We start from the raw sequence: 21999 nt of genomic DNA on the forward strand, positions 1-21999 counted from the left end.
GAACTCCCTGAATGAAATGGCCGCCAGAAATGCAGCCGCCCGACACATCGTGCCGGGCGGTCGGGTTTCAGACGTGCCTTAAACCTTGCTGGCCTTATAATGCCATGTCTGGGAAATTGAAAGCCGTGCGCTTCACCAGACCAGCACAATCTTGCCGGAATGGCCGCCCTTGGCCATCAGGGCCTGAGCGGCTTCGGCTTCGGCCACCGGGAACGCCTGTTCCAGGATTGGCCGGATTTTGCCGGAGACGACATGGGGCCAGAAATCCTGCTCGACCGCATCGCGGATGCGGCGCTTCTCCTCGACCGGCCGGGCCCGCAGGGTCGTGGCGGCAAGGGTCAGGCGTTTCATCAGGACGGGCGCGAAATTCACCTCTGCTGTGAAGCCGTTCATATAGGCGATATTGATGATCCGGCCATCCGGGCGGGAAACCGAGATATTCTTCTGGATGTAATCCCCGCCCACCATGTCGAGCGTGACGTCAACACCGCCATCTTCCTTGACCACTTTCTCGAAATCTTCGGTTTTGTAATTGATCGCGCGATCTGCGCCGAGCTCTCTGGAGAGCGCGCATTTGTCATCTGATCCGGCGGTTGCGTAGATTTTTGATGCGCCAGCGATCCTGGTCATTTGCAGCGCCATGACGCCGATCCCGCTGGTTCCGCCATGACACAGGAAGGCTTCACCCTTCTGGAAGTGAACCCGGTCGAATACGTTCGCCCACACCGTCATCAGCGCTTCCGGGAAGCAGGCAGCATTTACCATGTCCATGCCGTCGGGAACGGGGAAAAGCGAGCCTTCGTCGACCGCTGCAAACTCAGCATAGCCACCCCCGGCGAGAAGGCCGGCAACCCGGTCACCAGTCTTGAATCGGCTGGTGCCATCTGACGTTTCCACAACAGTGCCGGAAATTTCCAGACCCATGATGGGGGAGGCGCCGGGGGGCGGCGGATAGGCGCCGCGGCGCTGAACCAGATCTGCCCGATTGAGACCCGAAGCGGCCACTTTGACCAGCACTTCACCCGGCTTCAGGTTCGGTTTCTCAAAATCGCCGAGCTTGAGCGGCGCGCCCTCTTCAACCAGGACGGCTTTCATCATTTCTGTTGCCATGTCGCTTGTGTTTTCCCTTCTGACTCCAGAGTCGCATCTAGGCAGCGTTTCTGCTTTGATAAGGGCTGTAACACGAATTGAAGGGTGACCCCCATGGCCGCATCTGATGAAGAGCCAATTCTGGTCAACACACCGCAGACGCTGGAGCAGATGTCGGTGCAGGAATTGCATGAACGTATAGAAGTGCTCCAGGCAGGCATCGCAGCCTGCGAAGCGGAGATCGAGAAGAAGAAGTCGCAGAAATCTGCGGCGGATGCCCTGTTCGGGGGCGGCAATTAAGCGGGTGGAAAGGCTGGATTGATAAAGTCCAAATTTCCACCCCCGCGTATAGAGGTATCATTCATGGCGGCAGACACGTCACCAGACGATCAGCTCGACATCCAGGACGGGTTTACCGGCGGCAAGCTGTTTGACACGGTTTTTGCGCGCGGCATGGCACTCGTTGAAGAAACGGCCTCCTATCTGGACGGTCCGGGTCGCGAGGCTGCGACGACCTTGCCCCGTGAAGCTGGCCTCACCTATTCGGCCTGGAGCATGGAACTGACGACGCGCCTGATGCAGGCGGCGAGTTGGCTGGTGATGCAGAAAGCTGTGCGCGATGGCGAAATGCGTCGCGACGAGGCTGCGGCTCGCAAGTACCGAATCCGCCGCGAAGAGCCGGCCCTGGACGCGGCGGCGCAGCAAGGTCTGGGCCTGCCGACGCGGTTCCTGGATCTGGTTGCGCGGTCGGAAGCCTTGTTCGAGCAGATTTGCAGACTGGATGACGCGCTCTATGGCCAGTCCCGCAAACCGATGGCCGCCAATCCCGTGATCGATCAGATCAGCCAATTGCAACGGGCTGCCGAAACCGGCGCGTTTGACCCGTTGATGGTGTGGCACCGCGCCAAATAAGGCGCACCTTTTCCAATCAGGCTTCTTCGACCCGGTCGGTGGCTGATCCGATCAGCTGGCCGCCCCGGCTGAGTTCCGCGCCCTTGAGGCGGAACCTCATCGGCCGACGATAGAGCGCCTTGAGCGGGGTCCGACGCACGAGCCGGTGAAACGCCAATGACAAGGCGATCGCGATCAGGCCAATCGCCAGGCTGGTAAGTCCGGGCTCTGGCAGGAGGCCACTCCGGACCAGCAGGGTTTGCGCGGCCGTCATGGGCAGGAAATAGGTCAGATAGATCACGAACTGCGCCCGCCCGATATATTGCATGGCGGCGCCATGCCGCGTGTTGGCCAAGCGCGTCGCCAGGGCGATCAGGGCAAACGCGCCAGCAAAGCCGAGCACCAGGCTGATAATGGGCAATGTGGCCGTACCCTGCGCGACCAGGACCGTGTTGATGGCGGCCCAGATGATCAGTGCGACCGGTACATCCGAGAAGCCCTCGGACAAGCGGGCTGCAAACCGGCGGAACAGGTTTGCTCCGTGATAGCCTGCGAAGAAGAAGACGAAATACTGCGCGAATGTATCAATTACGAGCCAACCCGTCTGGATCATGCCGGCCGCATGCGCCGTCTGGAGCAGAGCGGCCACAAGCAGGACTTTCGTCGGTGCGCTACGGCGTGCGAGCCATGTGGCGAGATGAAACAGCGCCAGCATGGGCAGGATCCAAAGCCCCGATGTGGGCTGTGCCAGACCGCTCAGCATTGAGCTCGCAATGACAAGCGGGTTTGACGTGACGTGCGGTGCGTAGAGGATGACGGTCTGGATGATCAGCCAAACGGCGTAGAAATAGACGAATCGGAGCACTTTTCGATCGAAAAACGTCGATTTCGATCCGAATAGCGTACGGGGAAGGAACAAGCCGGACATGATGAACAGCGTCGGCAGGATGATGGGAGCTGCCCAGGCGGCGGCAAAGTGCATCCAGTTGGACTGGCCCGTCATGGCGACATACCCGTAGACAGACTGCGCCAGGACAAACCCGATAATGCAAACGCCCTTGGCGTAATCGACCCAATTGATGCGTGTAACAGACATGCAATGCCCCCGAAAACTTCAGGAGCAGCTCTGCAAATTTCACGCCATACGCGAAATCAGCTCGCGGCGTACACTTTCAGGAAGTTTGCGGACTGGGCACTACAAAAGCCCTCCCGCACAGGTGCGCGCATGATCAGAATACGGTGCCAGAGAGGCCCCAGCATTTCTTCAATCGCTTCATCAAGATCGAAATCACGTCGAATCACGCGTTTTCCAGCCAATTCGGCGAGGAGCATGCGCATGGGCATACGAATGTCGCGGTTCATCCAGGCGCGCCACAATTCGCCAGCATCCTTGTCGTCAGCAGCGGCCGTCAAAGCGACCCGCAGAACCGCGTGCCCGGCTCCGGTACGTGCGGCGGCCTCCAATGGCACGATGAGCGTGGTAATCCGTTCTTGCGGATCGCGCCCGCCATCCGGACTGTCGGGGATCAGGGCCAAAGCCGCATCGACACACATAGCGCCGATTGACGGCCACCATTTGTAGATGGTCTGTTTGGATGCGCTGGCACGTTTGGCGACGCCATCTACGCTGAAGCCGCGCCAGCCATTCTCCGCCATCTCTATGCGTGTTGCGTCCAGAATGGCGGCCTGGGACGCTTCACTGCGCGTCGGCCCCTTCCGGGAAGACTTGCTGGTCTCCGAGGGCGTGGGCATGAACAACTCCAGTTTCTTGAATGCTGCGCTGCACTAGGTACAGCTTTTGTCAGCCAAGCATAAGGGTGAAGTAGTAAACAAACTCCCGTTTCCGCTTGCCGCGACTGCAATATGCACTAGTCAGTGCTACAGAGAAACAGGAGTTGTTGGCATGAATACGGTCGAGGATCTGCTGCAAGGGTATCGCAGCTTCCGGAAGGGAATCTACTCAAAACAGGCTGCATTGTATCGGGAACTGGGCGAAGGCCAGAATCCGCGCATCATGCTGATCGCCTGCGCCGACAGCCGGGCCGAGCCTTCGGACATTTTCAATGCCGCGCCGGGCCAATTGTTCGTCGTCCGTAACGTTGCCAATCTCGTGCCGCCCTATCAGCCGGATGACGGCCTGCACGGCGTGAGCGCCGCCCTCGAATATGCGGTCAACGTGTTGAAGATAGAGCACATCGTGGTGATGGGACATGGCGGATGCGGCGGTGTCGCGGCCTCTTTGGCCGGGGAAGGCACACCGGAAATCGGCGAGTTCGTGACGCCTTGGGTACGCTTGCTTGAAGCGGCACGCGCGCGCGTTGTGGAAAGCGGATCGGTCAATCCGCAATTTGCCCTCGAATTGGAAGGTGTCGAAACGTCTCTCGGAAACCTGATGTCGTTTCCATTCGTGAAGCGGGCGGTCGAGGCGGGCGAGTTGGAACTGCACGGCGCCTGGTTTGCGATCAAGCATGGCGAACTGCACTGGCGGAACCCGAAAACCAGCCGGTTTGAGGTGATCGAGCCCTGATTCGCCCCGGAGTGGCGGTCAGTTTCCACTGGTCATAAGCGCCGCGAACAGGGCCGATACCAGTATGGCGGACGCGGCCAGGCGATTGAACCATTTCGTGAAGACGGGCGACTGGAACCGGCGGTTCATGGCGTCTGCAAGCCAGGCATAGAAGGCGAGGCCGAACATTTCGGTGATGGTCACGGTCAGCATGATCAGCAAGGCTTGCTGGACGACCGGCTTGTCCGGATCGAAATAGCTTGGCAGCAACAGGCCGAAGAAGACGAGCGCATTTGGGTTGAGCAATTGCAGGCCAACGCCGCGACCGAACAAATTGGACTTCGCAGGCGCCTGATCTGCGCGGGCGCGAGGCCGGTGCGGGTCTGCGGTGGCCATTGTCCAGGCCAACCAGGCAATGAAGCAGATGCCGGCAATCTTCAGGCCCATCAGCACGAGCGGGGCCTGCGCCGCAAAGGTGGCGATGCCGGTTGCGGCGAGGGAAATCCAGACAAGGTTGGCGGCGGATACGCCTGCGGCAGGGACCAGCGCGGTCGGCGCGCCATAGCGCAAGGATGCGCTCATCACCATCATGACGGCCGGGCCGGGGGTCAGGCCGCCAGCGAAGAACAGCGCCATCAGCGCGAGCCAGACTGACAGGTCCATTCAGCGCGCCTCCAGCGCGGAAAGGGGAATTCGGGTCAGTTCGACGTCTTCCTTGTTTGCGGCGTAGGCAATGAAGAGGAAATCGCCTGCGACCCAGCTTTTCGGATAATGATAGCCCGGCCGCTTGTAGAGGCCCTCGGTGCGCAGGGGCTGCAGGTCATCGGCGCCGCGCAGGAGAAAGGCGCGGTCGAACACGTGGCCATCTTCTGACAGCGACAGGACGAGGGGAATGCGCAGTTTGTCGCCTTTTGGCGCGTGAACGAGAAAGGCGGTGCCACCGGGTAAATTGCCCGCGCTTTGCTTCGTGCGTGCATCAGGCATGGCAGTCAGCTGCGGACGACTCCAGCTTTCGCCACGGTCGCAGCTTTCCGATGCAAGCTGGCGAAAGCTCGACGCCTGATCGCGGAAGACTATGACAAGACAGTCGCCGCGTTGAAACAGGCTGGGTTCCAGCTCCCGGCTCATGGGCGGGTCAGAGGGAAGGTTCTCGAACGCGCCAGCCTGCCATCCCGTCAATCCGAGCGGGTCGTCGGTGTAGAAGGGGCGCGCCCGGATACCGGGGCGCACATGGAAGGCGGTGTGAAGGCGGCCGTCATACAGGTGCGGATCCTGCTCGATCACGCCATTCACCGGCATTCCGTCTGCGCCGAGCACGGGGCGGGGCTCGGACCAGGTTTCGCCGTCATGGCTGAGGCGATAGGCGGTGTAGCCGCCGGTGCGTTTGTGGAAGCCTTCCGGCCAGACATTGATGAAGGCGATGAGCGTTTCGCCATCAGTCCACCAGCCGCCGCTGGAGCGGATCTCCTCGCCATCAGACGGTGTGGTCAGGGGACGCGGCGCGCTCCATTGATCGCCATTGTCGTCGCTGACTGAATAGGCAACCCATGTGTCCGGGGCGTCTTCATCGCGGGCCGAGCTTTGCCATTGAACGAAGACGCGGCCCTTGAAGGCGATGGGCACGGCGCCATTGCTGAACTGGTCCGTGCCGGGGCCGGGCCGAAATACGGTGATGGCCTTCGCGCCGGGCAGGGGCGAGAGGCCGAGATCGGGCGCTGAGGCGTCATACAGATCGGCCGCCGGTGCATGCAGCGCCGACGGCCGGTCTTGCAATTGGGTGCAAGCAAAAAGCGGCAGGATCAGGCAAAGTGCGAACAGGCGTTCAAACATTTGCATCCCGCCGCTGCGATCAGGCGCCTTCTGCCTGGCCGCGCTTGACGGCGGCTTCGATCAGTTCGCGGGCTTTCTCGATACCGTACCAGCCTTCGATCCGGGTCCACTTGCCTTTTTCGAGATCCTTGTAGTGCTCGAAGAAGTGCGCGGTCTTGTCGATCAGGGTCTGCGGCAGATCGTGATAGGTCGCGATCTTGTCGTAGTATGACGTCAGCTTGTTGTGCGGCACGGCGAGGATCTTCTCGTCCGGGCCCTTGTCGTCGGTCATCATCAGAACGCCGACGGGACGGGCGCGCACGACCGAGCCCGGCACCAGTGGACGATTGCCGACAACCATCACGTCGATCGGGTCGCCGTCGAGGCTGAGTGTGTGCGGCACGAAGCCGTAATTACAGGGATAGCGCATCTCGGTGTAGAGATAGCGGTCCACGAACATCGCGCCGGAATCCTTGTCGATCTCGTATTTGATCGGGTCGCCGCCGAGCGGGACCTCGATGAGCACATTGATGTCGTCTGGCGGATTGTCGCCGGTTTTGATTTTGGAAAGGTCCATAAGACGGCTCGCATCTGGCTGGAAGGTTGAAACACGGTGTGGGGTGGCGATGACGCCTGAAACAGATTGCGTCAAGAGTGGCAGTGACGCGGGAGGGTTAATGCAGCTTTTGTGCCCGAATGCTTCCCACTCGCCCAAATGGGGTTACTCTGCCGTCTGGGAGGTACACCAAATGCATTCAACACTAATTCTTTGTAGCGCGGCGCTGGTCATTCTGACCCTGTTGCTGGGCTTTTGGGTTTCGATCACGCGGGGGCGCACCAAGACCATCGCCTATGGCGCAGCGACAGATCCGACGGGGCCGATGATGAAAGCCGAGCGGGCGCATGGAAATGCCGCTGAATATACTGCGCTTCTGGTCGGGCTTTTTGTCATCACCGGCTTTGCCTATGCGGGGCGCGACCTTGGAATCGCCGTGACGAGCCTTGTTGTGGCGATCACCCTGTCTCGTTTTCTGCATGCGCTTGGCTGCCTGGTCTGTGCAACGCTGGAAAAGCCGCATCCGCTTAAAGTCCTGGGTGCGCTCGTCACCTATGTTGGCGGACTGGCGCTGGCGATCATGGTGATTGGAAAAGTGCTGTAGGCGCCCGTCAGTCGCGCTTCAGGGCGTAATTGAAACTGATCGAGAGTCGCGGTTCCTCGCCCATATTGGCGGGGACTTCATGGCGCAGCCAGCTTTCCCACAGGATGGCGTGCCCGACTTCGGGCTCAAGATAGACAAAGCGGCGGCGGTCTTCTGGCGCGTCATCGCGCAATTGCGGCGCGGCCATCATGCGCGACAGGCGCGGGTCTTCCAGTTTCAGCCGAGACGCGCCGTCTGGCGTGGAGACGTAATAGGTTCCTGAAATCACGCTGCCGGGGTGGATATGATTGGAGTGGCCAAAGCCGGGCTCCAGAATGTTCACCCAGATCGCGTCGAGTTCCAGGGTGAAGCCCTCCATGTCCCAGTCGAGTTCCGTCGCAAAGTCAGTCGCGACGGCATCGAGCAAGGCTTTCAGCTCCGCAAATTCCGGGAACCGGTCCGGCAAGTCGTCGAGAGATGCGTAGGATGTGTACCCGCCATAGCCTTCGGTCTCGCACCACGCATTCCCCGCGGCGTCATCCTCGGCCAGCACCCAGCAGACATGTTCGAGCCGTGTCGCCAGATCGCTATCGCCGACGGGCTGGGTCCGCACCAAAGTGGGGAAGAGGGTCTTTGTGGTCATGGGCCGCTCTTTAGGCGGAGCAAGGCGCAAAAGAAAGAGCCCGCCACCTTCTGCAAGGTCGCGGGCTCATCTGCAGAACTTGGCCGCTCTATTCGGCAGGCTTGACGAATTTCAGCGTCATGCGGTCGCTTTCGCCGATTTCGGCATAGGCAGCAGCGTCAAAACCGTCCGGAGTGTTGCCTTCCCGGTCCTGCGTGGCGTTGACCGGGGCCAACGTCCAGACCCCAAACGGGTGATCCGCAGTATCGGCCGGATTGGCATTGATTTCGCTGGCTTCGACAAACTCGAACCCGGCCGCTTCGGCGAGGGATTTGACATAATCCTCATGGACGTAACCCGAAGAGGCCGTCGGGTCCTGTGTGGCCGTTGAAGGCAGGCGATGTTCGACCACGCCCAACACGCCGCCGGGCTTCAGAGCGGCATAGGCGTCCGTGAAAAATTTCTCGGTGTATCCGCCGCTCATCCAATTGTGGAGGTTGCGGAAGGTCAGTACGACATCGGCTGTCCCGGCCTCGGTCAGCGGGCCACTCTCGGCCGAAAAGGCGCTGTATTCGATGGTGCCGAATTTCGGGTCGTCATAATTCGCCTGGAATTCTGCAAGGCGCTCGGCGATGCGGGCGCGACGGTCTTCATCGCCAATATTCGGGTCGAAATAGGCTGCGACCAGTGTGCCACCGCCACTGGCAAGATAGGGCGCGATGACATTTGTGTACCAGCCGCCGCCGGGCCACAGCTCGACCACTTTGTCATCCGCTTCCACCCCGAAGAATTCGAGCGTTTCTTTCGGGTGACGCCAGGCGTCGCGCGCCTTTTCGGCATCCGTGCGGTGTTCGCCAGCGATCGCGGCGTCCAGCGGCGAGGCTTCGGTCGAGGCTGTCTCGACCGGCGGGGTTTCGGGGGCGGGCGTCTCTGATGCGGGTGTCTCTGGCTGGCCGCAAGCTGCCAGAACCAGTGCAGACAGGGCGATCATCGGGGTCAATTGCTTCACAGGGTGTCTCCTCAACAGGCCTCTTGAACCTCTCCTTACGCTACCCACATAGATCATGTCACGGTGCCGTAAATCGGGCTGTGACCGGTATCTGTCCCAACGCCGAATTCGGGTTGGTTCTTTTCAGGTGCTGAACATCCATCCGGGCGCTCCCCGAACGGGTTGCCCGCAGTTGCTTGATTTAAGAGGACTGAACACATGAGCAATATCGACCTTACCCCCCTTTACCGTACCGTTGTCGGCTTTGACCGGCTTGCGGGCATGATTGATCAGGCGTCTCGCCTCGACGGGTCACAAGGCTATCCCCCATACAATATCGAACGCGTTGACGAAAACGCCTTCGCCATCGAGATCGCGGTCGCGGGATTTACCGAAGATGACCTCGAGATCGAGACGAAAGAAGGCTTGCTGACTGTGGCCGGCAAGCGCGGCGAGAATGAAGACGGCGAGGGCCGCAACTATCTGCATCGCGGCATTGCCCAGCGCAGCTTTATCCGGCGCTATCAGCTGGCCGACCATGTCATCGTGACCGGTGCCAATCTGCAGCACGGCGTGCTGCGCATCGACCTTATTCGCGAGCTTCCTGAAGAGAAGAAACCTCGCAAGATCGAGATTGGCGCCCCGGCAAAGTCGGAGCCGAAACTGATCGGCAAGAAATCGGCCAGCAACGCGGCCTAAACGCCGAGTTCTGATCAGATAAGAGAACGGCGCGTCCAGAGATGGGCGCGCCGTTTTTTGCATTCAGGCCCAGAAGTGTGGTGCCAGGTTTCCTGACAGCGTGGCGGCGGCCTTTTCTCGCAGGATTTGCAGCGCAGGCTGGATCGCATCCGTGTCTGACTCTGACTGATAGGCCGCGAACACAGGATAGGCGATGGTCGGGACATCCGGGACTTCGAAAAGGAACCCCTTTGCCAGATGGGTTTCGACCAAGCGCCGAGGCAAATACCCTGCGGCTTCACTGGCGATGAGGAAGGACGGCCCGAAGAATCCCAGGGCGACTGTGGTCCTTGGCTCCATGAGCTTTGGCAGGATCTGGGCGTGCCGGTCACGATACTCTTCGCCCCAGTCGACATAGACATAACGGTCTTCGAATTCGCCCTTCGGATCGGTGGTGACCATGATGAGATCGTCATCCATCAAGTGTTCCACCGCGATATCGGTGCGCAGGCGAGGTTGATGCAGCACTGCGATGTCCAGAAGCCCTTCTGACAAAAGGCGTGACAGGGAAAGGGGCGTGCCGGCCTCCGCCTTGAAGGCGACGTTTGTCATTTGCTCCTGCATCTCCACAAGTGCCTGGGAGAGGAAGCGGGCCCAGAGATTGTACTGCCCACCGAGGATCAGCATATCGTCAAAGGTTTCCGGAATCCCGGCCTGCTGACGACCTTGCTCCCATGCGCGCACAATTGTCCGGGCATATCGTTCGAAATGATAGCCGTGTGATGTCAGCCGGGCGCCGGCTTTCGATCGTGCGAACACTCTTTGTCCGAGGCGATCTTCCAGCGTCCGGATCCGGGCGCTCACCGTGGACTGGGTGACGTGTACCTTGTCCGCCGCACCCTGAAACGTGCCGGTTTCAATGACTGCCAGGAATGTGCGAGCGACTTCAACATCAATCATTCAATATTCCGATTTCAAGCATCGATTAAATTCGTTATTCGAATTCCATGTAACTCCCTATCTAGGCAGCATGTCAGATCAAGGAGAAACGACAATGAAAACCCATCTCATCGCCGGTCTCGCCGCACTCACTCTGCTTGGCGCCTGCGCTTCCGCGGCTGCCGCACCAGCCGTCTCGTCCAACATTTCCATGTCCGATCTCGATCGGAAGGAACTGAAGCAGTGGAACAAAGCCGAGAAAGACATTCGCAAGGGTGAGAAGCTCATCGCGGAGGGTAACAAGGACCTTGAAAAGGGCGAGGAAATGGTCCGCAAGGCCCGTCAGGCGCTTCGCAAGGGCGAAGACAAGGTCGCCGATGCTGAGGCGGATGTCCGAAAGGGTGAACGCCTTGTCGCGGACGCGCGGAACGTCCAGACGCGGCTTGAAGTGCTCAACCCTGCGCCCGCCGAAACCGGGTCGCCCGAGTCCTGATATAGACAAAACCAAAGAAAACGGCGCGACCACAGGGACGCGCCGTTTTTCTATTTGCGAATTGTCTCTGGCGGCTAGCCGAAGAATTTCGAGCAACCGGCTTCCGACAGGAAGCCTTTAAGAGCGTCGTCGCTGAGCGAAGCGCCGACCGCCTTGCGGACGGAATCATAGGCGCGGGCAGCATAGGTTTGCGTGGTCTGTTCAAAGCTGCCGCCCTCGATGGATGCGGAAACATTCTTGTCACCGCGTTCGGCGGCTTTTGAATTGGCCTTGGCCCAGGGCAGATAGGTTTTCGAGACTTCCTCGGCAAACAGCGGCGTCAGCGTGGGCGCAAGCGCTTCCAGCGACGCGAAAGGCGCGCCCGGTTTGGGATCTTCCATATTCTCGATCCAGGCAACCACAAAGGGGGCGTGCTTCTTGAGCCATTCGGCCGGGGTCTTGTCCATCATCATCTGTTGGAACTGCGCGGCGAGGGCGAAATCGGCCGCGGACGGACGACCGCCGAAGATGTAGAGTTGCTCGGTCAAATGCGCGTTGAGAAGCGTTGCAAAGCGTTCGAACGAGGCTTTCAGCATGTCTGCATTTGCGCTGTCGGCGCCAACCAGATTCAGACGGTCGGCCATGCGTTCGGCAATTTGCTTCTGGGCCTTCTTGTAGGCGCGGGGGCGCTTGCCGCCATAGAGCTGGACCAGCACACGCAGGGCAGCGTCTTCGCGGTCGGGCTTCTGGCTCCAACGTTCGAGGAACATGATCTTGTTCAGCCATTCATCCGCATAGTCTTCAAGGATCAGCGCAAGGGTCGACGTGGCAACGTCGTCCGGAACGGCCGTAGGCTCCGGATGGTCTTCCTCAAGGGCGGAAATGATTGCCGTGGAATCCTGATTGGCCGATCGCGAAGGGGAGACCAGCAGCGGCACAGAGGCCACGCGCGCCAATGCCTGGAATTCTTCCTCATTCTCGCGTGAGCGGGATACCCAGTCGAAATCAATATTCTTGTAGCGCAGGAACGACCGCACTTTCTGGGAATAGGGCGAGGTATCTGCGCCGAAGAGGCGATAATCGGACATGGGCATACGGCTTTCATTGTGTTTGGCCCTGTCTGTAGGCATTTCAGCACGCACTGCCAAGGAGCGTTTGCCGCAGCTGGTGATAATGGGTATGCGCTCGGTCAGAACTTGTTGGACATTGAAAGGAGCGGCAGATGCGGATCATGCACGTGATGGCGGGCGCCCAGGAAGGCGGCGCAGAGAACATCATGCTGGAATCCGTGCTGGCACTGGCAGAAGCCGGTCTGACCCAGCATGTGGTCACACGACCGGACAACCAGTTCCGCGTCCAGAAATTCCGTGAAGCCGGCATCGGGGTGGATGTGGCCGCGTTCAACAATACGTGGCCCTTCCCGACGCGGCGCGTGATTGGCGACGCGATCAAGGTCTTCAAGCCGGATGTTATCGAGTACTGGATGGGCCGCGCCGGGCAATATGCGCCGAAGGAATACCGCAATCGTTCGATTGGTTGGTATGGTGGCTATTACAAACTTGCGCGCTTCGTGAATTGCGAATGGCATGTCGGCCTGACCATCGATTTGCTGCGTCACATCCGCGAACAAGGTGTCCCGGACGATCGCTCTGCCATCGTTCACACCTATGCTGATTTTGAAGGCACTGATCCGGCCAGCCGCGCGGCGCTGGATACGCCCGAAGATGCGCCCGTTGCGCTCGCGCTGGCGCGCCTGCATGAGAAGAAGGGTCTCGACACGTTGCTGGATGCCACGGCCAAAGTGCCAGGCCTGTATGTCTGGATCGCGGGCGATGGCCCCATCGAGGCCGAGCTGAAGGCGCAGTGTACCAAACTTGGGCTGGATGATCGGGTTCGCTTCCTGGGCTGGCGCAATGATCGCGGCGCGCTGCTCGCGGCCTGCGATGTGGTGGCCTTCCCGTCCCGCTACGAGCCGTTCGGCACGGTGACCGTCGATGCATGGGCAGCGTCCCGTCCGCTGGTTGCGGCAGATGCGGTTGGCCCGGCAGCCTATGTGAAGAATGAAGTGAACGGGCTGTTGATTCCGAAGAATGATGTCGATGCGCTCGCCACGGCGCTCAGCCGGGTGATCTCGGACAAGGCGCTCGCGGCAAAGCTGGTCGAAGGTGGCCGAGCCTCATATGAGCAGCAGTTCAACAAGGCCGCGTTCCAGCGCGATTCCGTGGCGCTGTATGAAAAGATCATCGCGCATGCCGGGCCATTCACTGGCTAGAGCAGGCTTGCGAAGAATTTTCGGTAAAGTCGGCGGCTCTCGCGCTGGCCAAGCCCGATCCGGACTTCAATTCCAGCGTCCCTGAGGGCGCGGATGCCCCCTTTGGCGACCGGGTGTGGGTCGTCTATGGCGCAGACGACGCGGGCGATGCCGGCCTCCAGCAATTTCACGGAGCAGGATTTTCCGCCCTGGGATCGCTCGCGGCAGGGCTCCAGTGTGACATAGGCGGTGCCACCTCGCGCAGCGGCTCCGGCCTCGTCCAGCGCGACCTCCTCGGCATGGGGACGCCCGCCCAGACCGGTTACCCCCGCGCCGACGACATGCCCGTCAGAGTCCAGGATGATACACCCAACCGACGGGTTCATCCCGGTGAGGCCGTGGTTGAGCCGAGCCAGGCTGTGGGCCCGTCCCATCATGCGCCGGTCGCGCCGTCGGGACGGGCGAAAGCTCATGGCAGTTCAGGAAGCGGCTTGCTGCGATCAGAGTCCAAGTAACGAACGGAGACTGGCTTGAGCGTGTCATCCAGATCAATGTAGAGCGGATTACCGGTTGGAATCTCGATCCCGGTAATGGACTCATCCGGCACCCGGAACAGATGTTTCACCAGGGCGCGCAGGGAGTTGCCATGTGCTGCAATGACGACGTCCGTTCCGGATTTGAGCACGGGTGTGATCGCTTCTTCCCAATAGGGCAGCACACGTTCCAGTGTCAGCTTCAGACTTTCGGTGTTCGGGATATCAATGCCCTTGTAGCGGGCGTCGCCTGCCAGATCGAACTCGCTGCCAGCTTCCATCGGCGGTGGGGGAATGTCGTAGGAGCGGCGCCAGATATGAACCTGATCTTCGCCATGTTTGCCGGCAGTCTCTGCCTTGTTGAGACCGGTCAGGCCACCATAGTGGCGCTCATTCAGGCGCCAATGCTTGGTCACCGGCATCCATACGCGGTCCATCTCCGTCAGGGCGATCCAGAGCGTACGGATGGCGCGGGTCTGAACGCTGGTGAACGCGGCGCGGAAATCGGCGTCGCAGGCTTTCAGCATTTCACCGGACTTTTTGGCTTCGGCTTCGCCCTTCTCGGTCAGGTCGGCATCCCACCAGCCGGTGAACCGGTTTTGCAGGTTCCATTCGGATTGGCCGTGGCGGACAAGCGCTAATCTGGGCATGAAAAATTCCTTTTTGGTCTGTTGCGGGCCCTTTTCAGCGTAAAAGGGTCCGGGTTCAAGCTTCCATCGCCCGGATCAGCTCTGAAAATGCGAGCGTGACATGGTAGCCGGTGGACGCCGGCATGTTGGTTGAGACGATGTGGCCATCGCCATCATACTGGTCGATCCACCCGCCTTCCGGGGTGAGATATTCATCCATGAGGATGTCGAAGCTCTGGCAGGCCGCGGCAGCGATGGCGTCGTCATCAGTCAGATTCAGCATTGCCAGATGCGCTTTGAGCGCTTCGGTCTGCGACCAGGTGCGTCGCCCCGCATTGTGGGGTGCGCCATCGCGGGTGACTTCCAGAATGGCCCGCCCGTCTGGATCCAGCGTGCTGGTGGCAAAGCTGTACAAGCGACCGGCAATGGGCGGAATTGGCTGGTCGGTTGCGCGGGCGTGCTGGCTCAATAGCCAGATCCACTCGAACTGGTGACCCGGCTCGACAATGCGCGCGGCATCGCCTGCGCCTTCTGCCCAGTCCGGGGCAAAAAATTCTCCCAGCAGGCCGCCGGGGCCTGCGGTGAATTTTGCTTGAAACAGGGAGATGAGTTCGCTGGCGCGGGTGAGATGGTCCCCTTCAGGGTCGGCCCGGTGCAGGGCCAGGCACGCTTCCAGCAAATGCATATGCGGATTTTGGCTGCGCTGGGATGGCGGCGGCAAGCTTTCGGCATAGCCGCCATTGATCCGGTCTTTCATCCGCCCGTCCAGCGCATCCAGCAGCGCCCTTGCCGAAGCGATCGCGCCGCTTCCGTCGTCCAGAGCTTCACTGGCCACGGCGAGCGCGTAGAGCGTGAAGGCGAGATCATACGTGTCGGGCGTATCGTCGACATATTCGTGGCTATCTGCGTTGAGCGTGCGACCCACGAGGCCATCTTCCCGCCGAGCCGTACCGCTGAGGGTGCGCACGCCATGATGAACCAGATCAAGTGATATGTCTGGTTTCCAGCCGAGCAGGGCGGCCTGCGCGAAGACATAGGTTTGCCGGGCCTGCACGCGAATGCGTGTGATCTCGTCTTGTACCGGCGCGTGATCCAGAGACAGTGTTTCTCGAAACAGGCCAGACTCGCCGATTCCGCGCTCGCTCCAAAGGGGGAAGCACGCTTCAAAAAGCCAGTGACGAGCTTCCTTGGCTCGCCGCCTCAATGCCGCTTTCGACATGGAACTCGCCCCCGTTAATTGCATGCATGGCAGCGTCTACGGCTCGCCAAACCGCCCAGCTTCCTGCTAACAGGAGTGCCAGTCCTTGGCTAGCGGGTGCCACCGCCGAACTGTGAAAGAGCTCCTCGTTCATGAAAGACCGGATCTTCTTCCCTCTGGCCTTCCTGCTGGTGGTCGGCATGGTTGTGCTGGCCATCTGGCCCGCTATTGGCCGCTTGCCGGATGGCCCCATAACGGGCGATGGCACCAATTATGATCGCGTCACGGTCAGCGGGCAATTTCTGAACAAGATTCTTGCCGGCGGCGACGCCACGACCGAGCTCGTGCGCAATCGGGGCGACGACTATTTGCTCTATATCGAAGCCCAGGCCGGCTTGCTTGGGCCCGAGCCCGAAGACGGCCCGCATTTCCGCCTCGCCAGTGATCTTGAAGTGCAATTCTCGGGGCGCCGCGTTCGCTGCACCGTCCGCATGCGTCCGGCAGATCAACGCGGCGCCATGCAGGCCAAGGTGAACTATTCCGTGGGTCGGGAAGGCGATTCCGGCTGGCAGGTTTTTGACCTTGTTTCGGGTTTTGAGAATTTCAGTTTCGAATATGTCGTTCCGGAACATATTGGAGATCAGGGCTTCGATTATTTTGCCATACGTCCGGTTGTGCCTGAAAAGTCACGAGCCCTTCTGGTCGAAAGTGTCACATTCGAGCGCATTGAATAAGCCGTTCGCATGACAGAGTGCCGCGCTTGGCAGCGACGTTTGACGATTTAAGTTGATAAGGGTGGGCGGAATTTGTCGCTTTGCCCAGATACCTGACAAGATTTGTCTTTCATGGAGATACCATGCGCAAGATTTTCGCTCCGCTCAGCTTTTTGGCCCTCGCGGCCTGTGGAACACAAACACCAACGGAGACTCCCTTGGCAGACACACTTCCCCCACCCCAGGTTTCTGAGGCAACTGCAGAAGACCCCTATCTCTGGCTGGAAGAAGTTGAAGGTGAGGCAGCGCTTGACTGGGTGCGCAATCAGAATGACCGCTCGCTGAAAGAGCTGAAGGCAGATCCTGATTATGCGGGATATGAGGCGGCCGCGATCGAGGCGCTGACCTCGGCAGAGCGTATTCCCTACGGATCAATTCGTGACGGGATGGTCTACAATTTCTGGCAGGACGAAACGCATGTGCGCGGTCTGTGGCGTCGGACAACGCTGGAAAGTTATGCCAGTGACACGCCGGAGTGGGAAACCATTCTCGATTTCGACAAGCTTGCGGAAGAAGAAGGCAAGAACTGGGTCTACAAGGGCGCAGATTGTTTCCGGCCCAAGGGCAGCGATATTGGCTACAAATGCATGATCTCCCTGTCGAATGGCGGCAAGGACGCGATTGTCCGCCGCGAATTCGATCTTGCGACCAAGCAATTCGTTGATGACGGCTTCGTCACGCCAGAGGCCAAGCAGGGCGGTGCCTGGGCCAGCCCTGACACTTTGTTGATCGCAACCGATTGGGGCGAGGAAACACTGACCGCGTCCGGCTATCCTTTCATCGTGAAACGCTGGGACCGCGGTACGCCACTGGACGCCGCCGAAGAGGTGATCCGCGGCGAGGTGGATGATGTCGGCGTCTGGCCAATGACGCTGGAGCTTGAGGATGGGCGCATTCTGCAGGGCGCGGCTCAGGCCGACACGTTCTTCACGACGCGCTACTGGTGGTTCCCCGATGGAGAGAGCGAGCCGGTGCAGTGGCCTATCCCGCCAAAGTCTTCACCAGAAGGAATCCATGAAGGCCGATTGCTTGTTTCTTTGAAGCAGGATTGGACTCCGACGGGTCAGGAAACGACATTCAAATCCGGTGATCTGGTCGCCTTCGATGTCGAGACCTTCATGGAGACCCGCGCATTGCCGCCGGTTTCACTTGTGTTTCACCCGAGCGAAACGCAGGCCTTGAAAGGCGTGTCCACTGCAAAGGGCGCCCTGCTTCTGGGGGTAGGTGATACGGCGGTTGGCAAGGTCATGCGCGCCACCGCGAGCGATGCCGGCTGGATGCTGGAACCCATTTCCCTTCCCGGCACGGGCCAGGCCAGCGTCGCATTTGCCAGCGACGAAGAGGATACGGTCTTCATCAACTATGAGGATTTCCTGACGCCAGATTCGCTGCTCTCCTACAGTGCCTCGACGGGGGACGTAAAAACCCTCAAGAGTCTGCCGCCGAAATTTGATGCAACAGGCCTGAGTGTCACGCAGCATTTTGCGACGTCGAAGGACGGCACGCGCGTGCCTTATTTCCTCGTAAGCAAAGCAGATCTGCCGCTCGACGGTTCCACGCCGACGCTTCTATACGGGTATGGCGGGTTCCAGGTCTCGCTGAATCCGTCCTACAGCGCTGTCACAGGTCGTCTGTGGCTGGAACAGGGGGGTGCTTATGTGTTGGCGAACATCCGCGGCGGGGGCGAGTTCGGCCCCGAGTGGCATCAGGCTGGCCTGAAGCAGAATCGCCAGCGAATCTATGATGACTTCATTTCGGTCGGTGAGGACCTGATTGAACGAGGCGTTACATCACCGGAGCATCTCGGCATCATGGGTGGCTCAAATGGTGGCCTGCTCATGGGCGTCATGCTGAACCAGCGGCCAGACCTCTGGAACGCGGTCGTCGTGCAGGTGCCGCTGCTCGACATGATGCGTTACCACTTATTGCTGGCAGGCGCGTCGTGGGTAGATGAATACGGATCGCCGGAAGTGTCGGACGAACGGGCCTTTCTTGAGACGATTTCGCCCTACCAGAACTTTGATGCCACGAAGGACTATCCGGTGCCCTTCTTCGTTACCTCGACCAAGGATGATCGCGTCCATCCCGGTCACGCGCGCAAGATGGCCGCGAAGTTTGAGGCGGCGGGCCTGCCATTCTACTATTATGAGAACATTGATGGCGGGCATTCGGCAGCGGCGAACCAGAAGGAGCGCGCCAAGCGGTCTGCTCTGGAATTCACCTACCTGACCAAGCGGCTAGGTCGGACAAATTGACAAGAAGGTTCCAAATAGGAACTTTTATCGGGTCTGAAAATAGAACTGGAACTCCTGACTTCGGTTTTTCTTGCCTCGATCAGTCTCCGGCCTAATGATCTAAATCATGAACCTTGCGGAGCCGCCCCCGGAAAATGACGTTGTTCGCCTGGATACGCTCACGGCGGACCATAAAGAGGTCGTGCTGGCAACTCCGGTGGCTGAATCCATGTGGCAGTGGATGCCCGTAATGCCCACTGGCACCAGCCTCGAAGCGTATATGGACCATAGTCTGGACATGAAAGGGACGGACGCCTTCCATCCTTTCTATGTGGTCGACAAGGCGACAGGTGAGTTTGCGGGTCTTGCCGCATTCGAGCGGGTGTCGCGCACGCATCGCCGGCTCGAAATCGGCTTTGTCTGGCATCCAGAGAAGTATCGCGGCACAGCCATTGTGCCCGCAACGCAACTGGCGCTTCTGACTCGCGCCCATGAGGCGCGCTTCCGGCGAATTTCGTATTTCGTACCGGAACAGAATGAGCGCGCCATTCGTGCCTTCAGCAAAATGGGCGCCCAGCGCGAGGGCTTGATCCGGAACTATATGCGTACGGCCGGGGGCACATGGGCCAATATGGTTGTCCTCAGCCTGGTCGGAGACGAGATCAAGGCGGCGATTGCCGTGTTGCGAGACCGGGTGCGCGCGCTTCAGCTCGCTTGACGCCGCGGCTCCCGCATGCTTTAGGCGCGCCAACATCTGCGCAAATTTGAAAAGCGCGCTTTGACTGATCCATGAGGTCAGCGAGGCCCCCCGCCCGGCGAAGTGTCGCTCAGCGGGGCTCTTCTGCTTTGTGCAATGGGTTTGATCGCCTATGTCAGACACATCTGGCAAACGGCAAAGGAGCGACAAAGATGTTCGACACGCTGAGCGAACGCCTTGGAGGAATTTTCGACGGCCTGACCGGTCGCGGTGCACTGTCCGAAAAGGACGTGAACGCGGCCCTGCGCGAGATTCGGGTCGCCTTGCTTGAGGCGGACGTCGCCCTGCCTGTCGTGAAGGATTTCATCGACAGCGTGCGCGCCCGCGCGGTGGGCGAGGAAGTCATTCGTTCGGTCAAGCCCGGTCAGCAAGTCATCAAGATTGTCTATGACGGCCTTGTCGAGATGCTCGGCGGCGAAGAGGCCGATACCAGCCTGCGCATCGACAGCCCGCCGGCCATTATCATGATGGCCGGTCTGCAAGGCTCCGGTAAGACGACCACGACCGGCAAGCTCGCCAAGCGCCTGTCGGAAAAGGAACGCAAGCGCGTCCTGCTCGCCTCGCTTGATACGCGCCGTCCGGCCGCGATGGAACAGCTCGCGATCCTTGCCGACCAGTGCAACGAAAATGTCAGCGCCCTGCCGATCATTCAGGGCCAGTTGCCGGCTGATATTGCCCGTCGCGCCCTGAACGCCGCGAAGATCAGCGGCTATGACGTCCTCATCCTCGATACGGCCGGTCGCACGACGATCGACGAGCAGATGATGAATGAAGTGGCGGAGATCGCGCAGATCGCGAACCCGTCTGAAACGCTGCTCGTGGCTGATGCCCTGACGGGCCAGGACGCTGTTGAAACCGCCAGCCGCTTCCACGCTCGCCTGCCGCTGACCGGCCTTGTCCTGACACGGATGGATGGCGATGGCCGCGGCGGCGCGGCGCTTTCCATGCGCGCCGTTACGAGTCTGCCGATCAAGTTCATGGGCGTCGGCGAAAAGCTCGACGGCCTTGATGCCTTCGATGCCAAGCGGGTGGCTGGCCGGATTCTCGGACAGGGCGACATTGTCTCGCTGGTCGAAAAGGCCGCCGAGCAGATGGACGCCGAAAAGGCCGAGCGCATGGCGGAGAAACTCCGCAAGGGCGAATTCGACCTTGAGGACATGGCCGACCAGTTCCGCCAGATGCAGCGCATGGGCGGTCTTGGCGGCCTGATGGGCATGTTGCCCGGCGCGCGCAAGGCAAAGGCCGCGATGGATTCGGCCAATCTCGACGACAATGTGCTGAAGCGCCAGGAAGCGATCATTCTGTCCATGACGCGCAAGGAGCGTCGCAAACCGGCCATCCTGAATGCGTCTCGCCGCAAGCGGATTGCCGCTGGCGCTGGCGTGACCGTGCAAGAGGTCAACAAGGTGTTGAAGATGCACCAGCAGATGGCCGGCATGATGAAGAAGATGCGCCAGAAGGGCGGTATGAAGAACATGATGAACATGGCCCAGGCCGCAGGCATCTCGCCGGGCGACCTTGCCAAGATGGGCGGCGGGGCAGGCGGCTTGCCCGGTCTTGGTGGCGGTGGACTGCCACCGGGCATGGGCGGTCTTCCCGGCCTCGGCGGAGGGAAAAAGAAATGACCAATGAGCAAAGCGACGCCTTCGCCCTGCTGCAGCTGACCAAGCTGCGCTCCAGTATCGACAATCTGGATGCGATCATCATCCACACCCTGGCCGAGCGCTTCAAGGCGACGCAGGAAGTCGGCAAGCTGAAAGCCGTGCACAATATGCCGCCTGCGGACAAGGACCGCGAGGCCAGACAGATCGACCGCCTGCGCCAGTTGGCACAGGAAAGCGGGCTCGATCCTGCCTTCGCCGAGAAACTACTGAATTTCATCGTGGCGGAAGTCATCCGCCATCATGAGCACATTCGCGGTCTTGAGACCGACGACTGAATTACCACCCCGAGACGCCAGACTTACAGGAGATACACATATGGCCCTCAAGATTCGACTCGCCCGTGGCGGGTCCAAGAAACGCCCTTTCTATTCCGTGGTCATCGCGGATGCCCGCGCACCACGCGACGGTCGTTTCGTCGAGAAAATCGGTTCCTACGATCCGCGCCTTCCGAAAGATTCGGAATTCCGCGTCCAGATCGACGCCGAGAAAGCGTCCGAATGGCTCCGCAAGGGTGCCCAGCCGACCGAACGCGTTGCACGCTTCCTGTCCAAGATCGAACTGGACGGCAAGCCGCTCGTAGAATGGGCGCATGGCAACAACCCGAACAAGGGCGAGCCAGGCAAGAAAGCTCAGGAACGCGCTGAAGAGAAAGCCGAAAAGGCAAAAGCGGCGGCTGAAGCTGCTGCGGCTCCGGCTGAAGAAGAAGCTCCGGCCGCTGAAGAAGCGCCCGCTGAGGAAGCTGCTTCGGAGTAAGACTGGCTTGCCAGTCTCGGGATATGGCCGGTGCCCTGCGGGGTGCCGGCCTTTTTCGTGGACGCAAGGCCTGA

At 60.1% G+C, this 21999-nt stretch carries 26 protein-coding genes; 13 read left to right on the forward strand and 13 right to left on the reverse strand.

Features of this window, described 5'->3' with window-relative positions:
* Positions 1 to 132 precede the first annotated feature (132 nt).
* Positions 133 to 1110, reverse strand: coding sequence for an NAD(P)H-quinone oxidoreductase (locus CFA77_RS00415; RefSeq protein ID WP_242517431.1), 978 nt, complete (start codon positions 1108 to 1110; stop codon positions 133 to 135).
* 93 nt (positions 1111 to 1203) lie between these two features.
* On the opposite strand from CFA77_RS00415, the gene CFA77_RS00420 reads away from it, so the two are divergent.
* The gene (locus CFA77_RS00420; protein ID WP_034817216.1) at positions 1204 to 1389 is read left to right on the forward strand and encodes a DUF1192 domain-containing protein; all 186 of its coding nucleotides are present in this window, start codon (positions 1204 to 1206) and stop codon (positions 1387 to 1389) included.
* Positions 1390 to 1452: 63 nt separating this feature from the next.
* Positions 1453 to 2001: a DUF1465 family protein gene (locus CFA77_RS00425; RefSeq protein WP_206991780.1), complete on the forward strand. Its 549-nt coding sequence runs from the start codon at positions 1453 to 1455 to the stop codon at positions 1999 to 2001.
* 16 nt (positions 2002 to 2017) lie between these two features.
* Here the strand turns inward: CFA77_RS00425 and CFA77_RS00430 are convergent, their stop codons facing one another.
* Together CFA77_RS00430 and CFA77_RS00435 are read right to left on the reverse strand one after the other, a co-directional pair.
* Positions 2018 to 3076, reverse strand: coding sequence for an acyltransferase family protein (locus tag CFA77_RS00430; protein WP_206991781.1), 1059 nt, complete (start codon positions 3074 to 3076; stop codon positions 2018 to 2020).
* A gap of 56 nt (positions 3077 to 3132) precedes the next feature.
* Positions 3133 to 3732 (reverse strand): TetR/AcrR family transcriptional regulator, encoded by a 600-nt coding sequence (locus CFA77_RS00435; protein ID WP_206991782.1) that lies wholly within the window; start codon positions 3730 to 3732, stop codon positions 3133 to 3135.
* Between the two features lie 151 nt (positions 3733 to 3883).
* On the opposite strand from CFA77_RS00435, the gene CFA77_RS00440 reads away from it, so the two are divergent.
* Positions 3884 to 4507 (forward strand): carbonic anhydrase, encoded by a 624-nt coding sequence (locus tag CFA77_RS00440; protein ID WP_034817223.1) that lies wholly within the window; start codon positions 3884 to 3886, stop codon positions 4505 to 4507.
* A gap of 18 nt (positions 4508 to 4525) precedes the next feature.
* Here CFA77_RS00440 and CFA77_RS00445 read toward each other — a convergent pair whose 3' ends face one another.
* From CFA77_RS00445 to ppa, 3 genes are read right to left on the reverse strand one after another with little or no spacing between them, the layout of a single operon-like run.
* A complete protein-coding gene (locus tag CFA77_RS00445; protein WP_206991783.1) occupies positions 4526 to 5149 on the reverse strand; it encodes a LysE family translocator in 624 nt (207 codons plus the stop codon).
* The gene (locus CFA77_RS00450) at positions 5150 to 6316 is read right to left on the reverse strand and encodes a sialidase family protein (RefSeq protein ID WP_206991784.1); all 1167 of its coding nucleotides are present in this window, start codon (positions 6314 to 6316) and stop codon (positions 5150 to 5152) included. It abuts the gene before it with no gap.
* 19 nt (positions 6317 to 6335) lie between these two features.
* Positions 6336 to 6872 (reverse strand): inorganic diphosphatase, encoded by a 537-nt coding sequence (gene ppa / locus CFA77_RS00455; protein WP_034817227.1) that lies wholly within the window; start codon positions 6870 to 6872, stop codon positions 6336 to 6338.
* 172 nt (positions 6873 to 7044) lie between these two features.
* Between ppa and CFA77_RS00460 the strand changes: the two genes are divergently transcribed.
* Complete coding sequence (locus tag CFA77_RS00460; protein ID WP_206991785.1) at positions 7045 to 7455, forward strand: MAPEG family protein; 411 nt, start codon at positions 7045 to 7047, stop codon at positions 7453 to 7455.
* A 7-nt stretch (positions 7456 to 7462) separates the two neighbouring features.
* Here CFA77_RS00460 and CFA77_RS00465 read toward each other — a convergent pair whose 3' ends face one another.
* On the reverse strand, positions 7463 to 8077 hold the full coding sequence (locus CFA77_RS00465) for a TIGR02466 family protein (RefSeq protein ID WP_206991786.1): 615 nt from the start codon (positions 8075 to 8077) through the stop codon (positions 7463 to 7465).
* Positions 8078 to 8165: 88 nt separating this feature from the next.
* Positions 8166 to 9065 (reverse strand): class I SAM-dependent methyltransferase, encoded by a 900-nt coding sequence (locus CFA77_RS00470; RefSeq protein ID WP_242517432.1) that lies wholly within the window; start codon positions 9063 to 9065, stop codon positions 8166 to 8168.
* Between the two features lie 198 nt (positions 9066 to 9263).
* Here CFA77_RS00470 and CFA77_RS00475 point away from each other — a divergent pair, with 198 nt between their 5' ends.
* Positions 9264 to 9743, forward strand: coding sequence for an Hsp20 family protein (locus tag CFA77_RS00475; RefSeq protein ID WP_034817234.1), 480 nt, complete (start codon positions 9264 to 9266; stop codon positions 9741 to 9743).
* Between the two features lie 63 nt (positions 9744 to 9806).
* On the opposite strand, the gene CFA77_RS00480 is transcribed toward CFA77_RS00475, so the two are convergent.
* On the reverse strand, positions 9807 to 10682 hold the full coding sequence (locus tag CFA77_RS00480) for a LysR family transcriptional regulator (RefSeq protein ID WP_206991787.1): 876 nt from the start codon (positions 10680 to 10682) through the stop codon (positions 9807 to 9809).
* Positions 10683 to 10776: 94 nt separating this feature from the next.
* Between CFA77_RS00480 and CFA77_RS00485 the strand changes: the two genes are divergently transcribed.
* Positions 10777 to 11154: a hypothetical protein gene (locus tag CFA77_RS00485; protein ID WP_206991788.1), complete on the forward strand. Its 378-nt coding sequence runs from the start codon at positions 10777 to 10779 to the stop codon at positions 11152 to 11154.
* Between the two features lie 74 nt (positions 11155 to 11228).
* On the opposite strand, the gene CFA77_RS00490 is transcribed toward CFA77_RS00485, so the two are convergent.
* Positions 11229 to 12221, reverse strand: a complete 993-nt coding sequence (locus CFA77_RS00490) for a glutathione S-transferase family protein (protein ID WP_206991789.1) — start codon at positions 12219 to 12221, stop codon at positions 11229 to 11231.
* Positions 12222 to 12355: 134 nt separating this feature from the next.
* On the opposite strand from CFA77_RS00490, the gene CFA77_RS00495 reads away from it, so the two are divergent.
* On the forward strand, positions 12356 to 13405 hold the full coding sequence (locus CFA77_RS00495) for a glycosyltransferase (protein WP_206991790.1): 1050 nt from the start codon (positions 12356 to 12358) through the stop codon (positions 13403 to 13405).
* Here the strand turns inward: CFA77_RS00495 and CFA77_RS00500 are convergent.
* From CFA77_RS00500 to CFA77_RS00510, 3 genes are read right to left on the reverse strand one after another with little or no spacing between them, the layout of a single operon-like run.
* Positions 13402 to 13857, reverse strand: a complete 456-nt coding sequence (locus CFA77_RS00500) for a riboflavin biosynthesis protein RibD (RefSeq protein ID WP_242517433.1) — start codon at positions 13855 to 13857, stop codon at positions 13402 to 13404. The two genes, CFA77_RS00495 and CFA77_RS00500, sit on opposite strands and share 4 nt — an antisense overlap.
* Positions 13854 to 14567, reverse strand: coding sequence for a 2,3-diphosphoglycerate-dependent phosphoglycerate mutase (gene gpmA / locus CFA77_RS00505; RefSeq protein WP_206991791.1), 714 nt, complete (start codon positions 14565 to 14567; stop codon positions 13854 to 13856). The genes CFA77_RS00500 and gpmA overlap by 4 nt, the downstream gene beginning before the upstream one ends.
* Positions 14568 to 14622: 55 nt before the next feature.
* Positions 14623 to 15765 carry an AGE family epimerase/isomerase gene (locus CFA77_RS00510; protein WP_206991792.1) on the reverse strand — a complete coding sequence of 381 codons (1143 nt, stop codon included), beginning with the start codon at positions 15763 to 15765 and terminating at the stop codon, positions 14623 to 14625.
* A gap of 131 nt (positions 15766 to 15896) precedes the next feature.
* Here CFA77_RS00510 and CFA77_RS00515 point away from each other — a divergent pair, with 131 nt between their 5' ends.
* The 6 genes from CFA77_RS00515 to rpsP all read left to right on the forward strand — a co-directional run bounded on the left by CFA77_RS00515 (position 15897) and on the right by rpsP (position 21925).
* The gene (locus CFA77_RS00515; protein WP_206991793.1) at positions 15897 to 16478 is read left to right on the forward strand and encodes a hypothetical protein; all 582 of its coding nucleotides are present in this window, start codon (positions 15897 to 15899) and stop codon (positions 16476 to 16478) included.
* 122 nt (positions 16479 to 16600) lie between these two features.
* Entirely contained in the window at positions 16601 to 18772 is a 2172-nt protein-coding gene (locus tag CFA77_RS00520; RefSeq protein ID WP_206991794.1) for a prolyl oligopeptidase family protein, read from the forward strand.
* 106 nt (positions 18773 to 18878) lie between these two features.
* Complete coding sequence (locus tag CFA77_RS00525) at positions 18879 to 19469, forward strand: GNAT family N-acetyltransferase (RefSeq protein WP_034817254.1); 591 nt, start codon at positions 18879 to 18881, stop codon at positions 19467 to 19469.
* Between the two features lie 191 nt (positions 19470 to 19660).
* The gene (gene ffh, locus CFA77_RS00530) at positions 19661 to 21133 is read left to right on the forward strand and encodes a signal recognition particle protein (protein WP_206991795.1); all 1473 of its coding nucleotides are present in this window, start codon (positions 19661 to 19663) and stop codon (positions 21131 to 21133) included.
* Positions 21130 to 21447 carry a chorismate mutase gene (locus CFA77_RS00535; RefSeq protein WP_206991796.1) on the forward strand — a complete coding sequence of 106 codons (318 nt, stop codon included), beginning with the start codon at positions 21130 to 21132 and terminating at the stop codon, positions 21445 to 21447. The genes ffh and CFA77_RS00535 overlap by 4 nt, the downstream gene beginning before the upstream one ends.
* A gap of 40 nt (positions 21448 to 21487) precedes the next feature.
* On the forward strand, positions 21488 to 21925 hold the full coding sequence (rpsP, locus tag CFA77_RS17230) for a 30S ribosomal protein S16 (protein WP_206991797.1): 438 nt from the start codon (positions 21488 to 21490) through the stop codon (positions 21923 to 21925).
* The last annotated feature ends 74 nt before the right edge of the window (positions 21926 to 21999 follow it).

The sequence above is a fragment of the Hyphomonas sp. KY3 genome, from assembly GCF_017309975.1.
Taxonomy (GTDB): domain Bacteria; phylum Pseudomonadota; class Alphaproteobacteria; order Caulobacterales; family Hyphomonadaceae; genus Hyphomonas.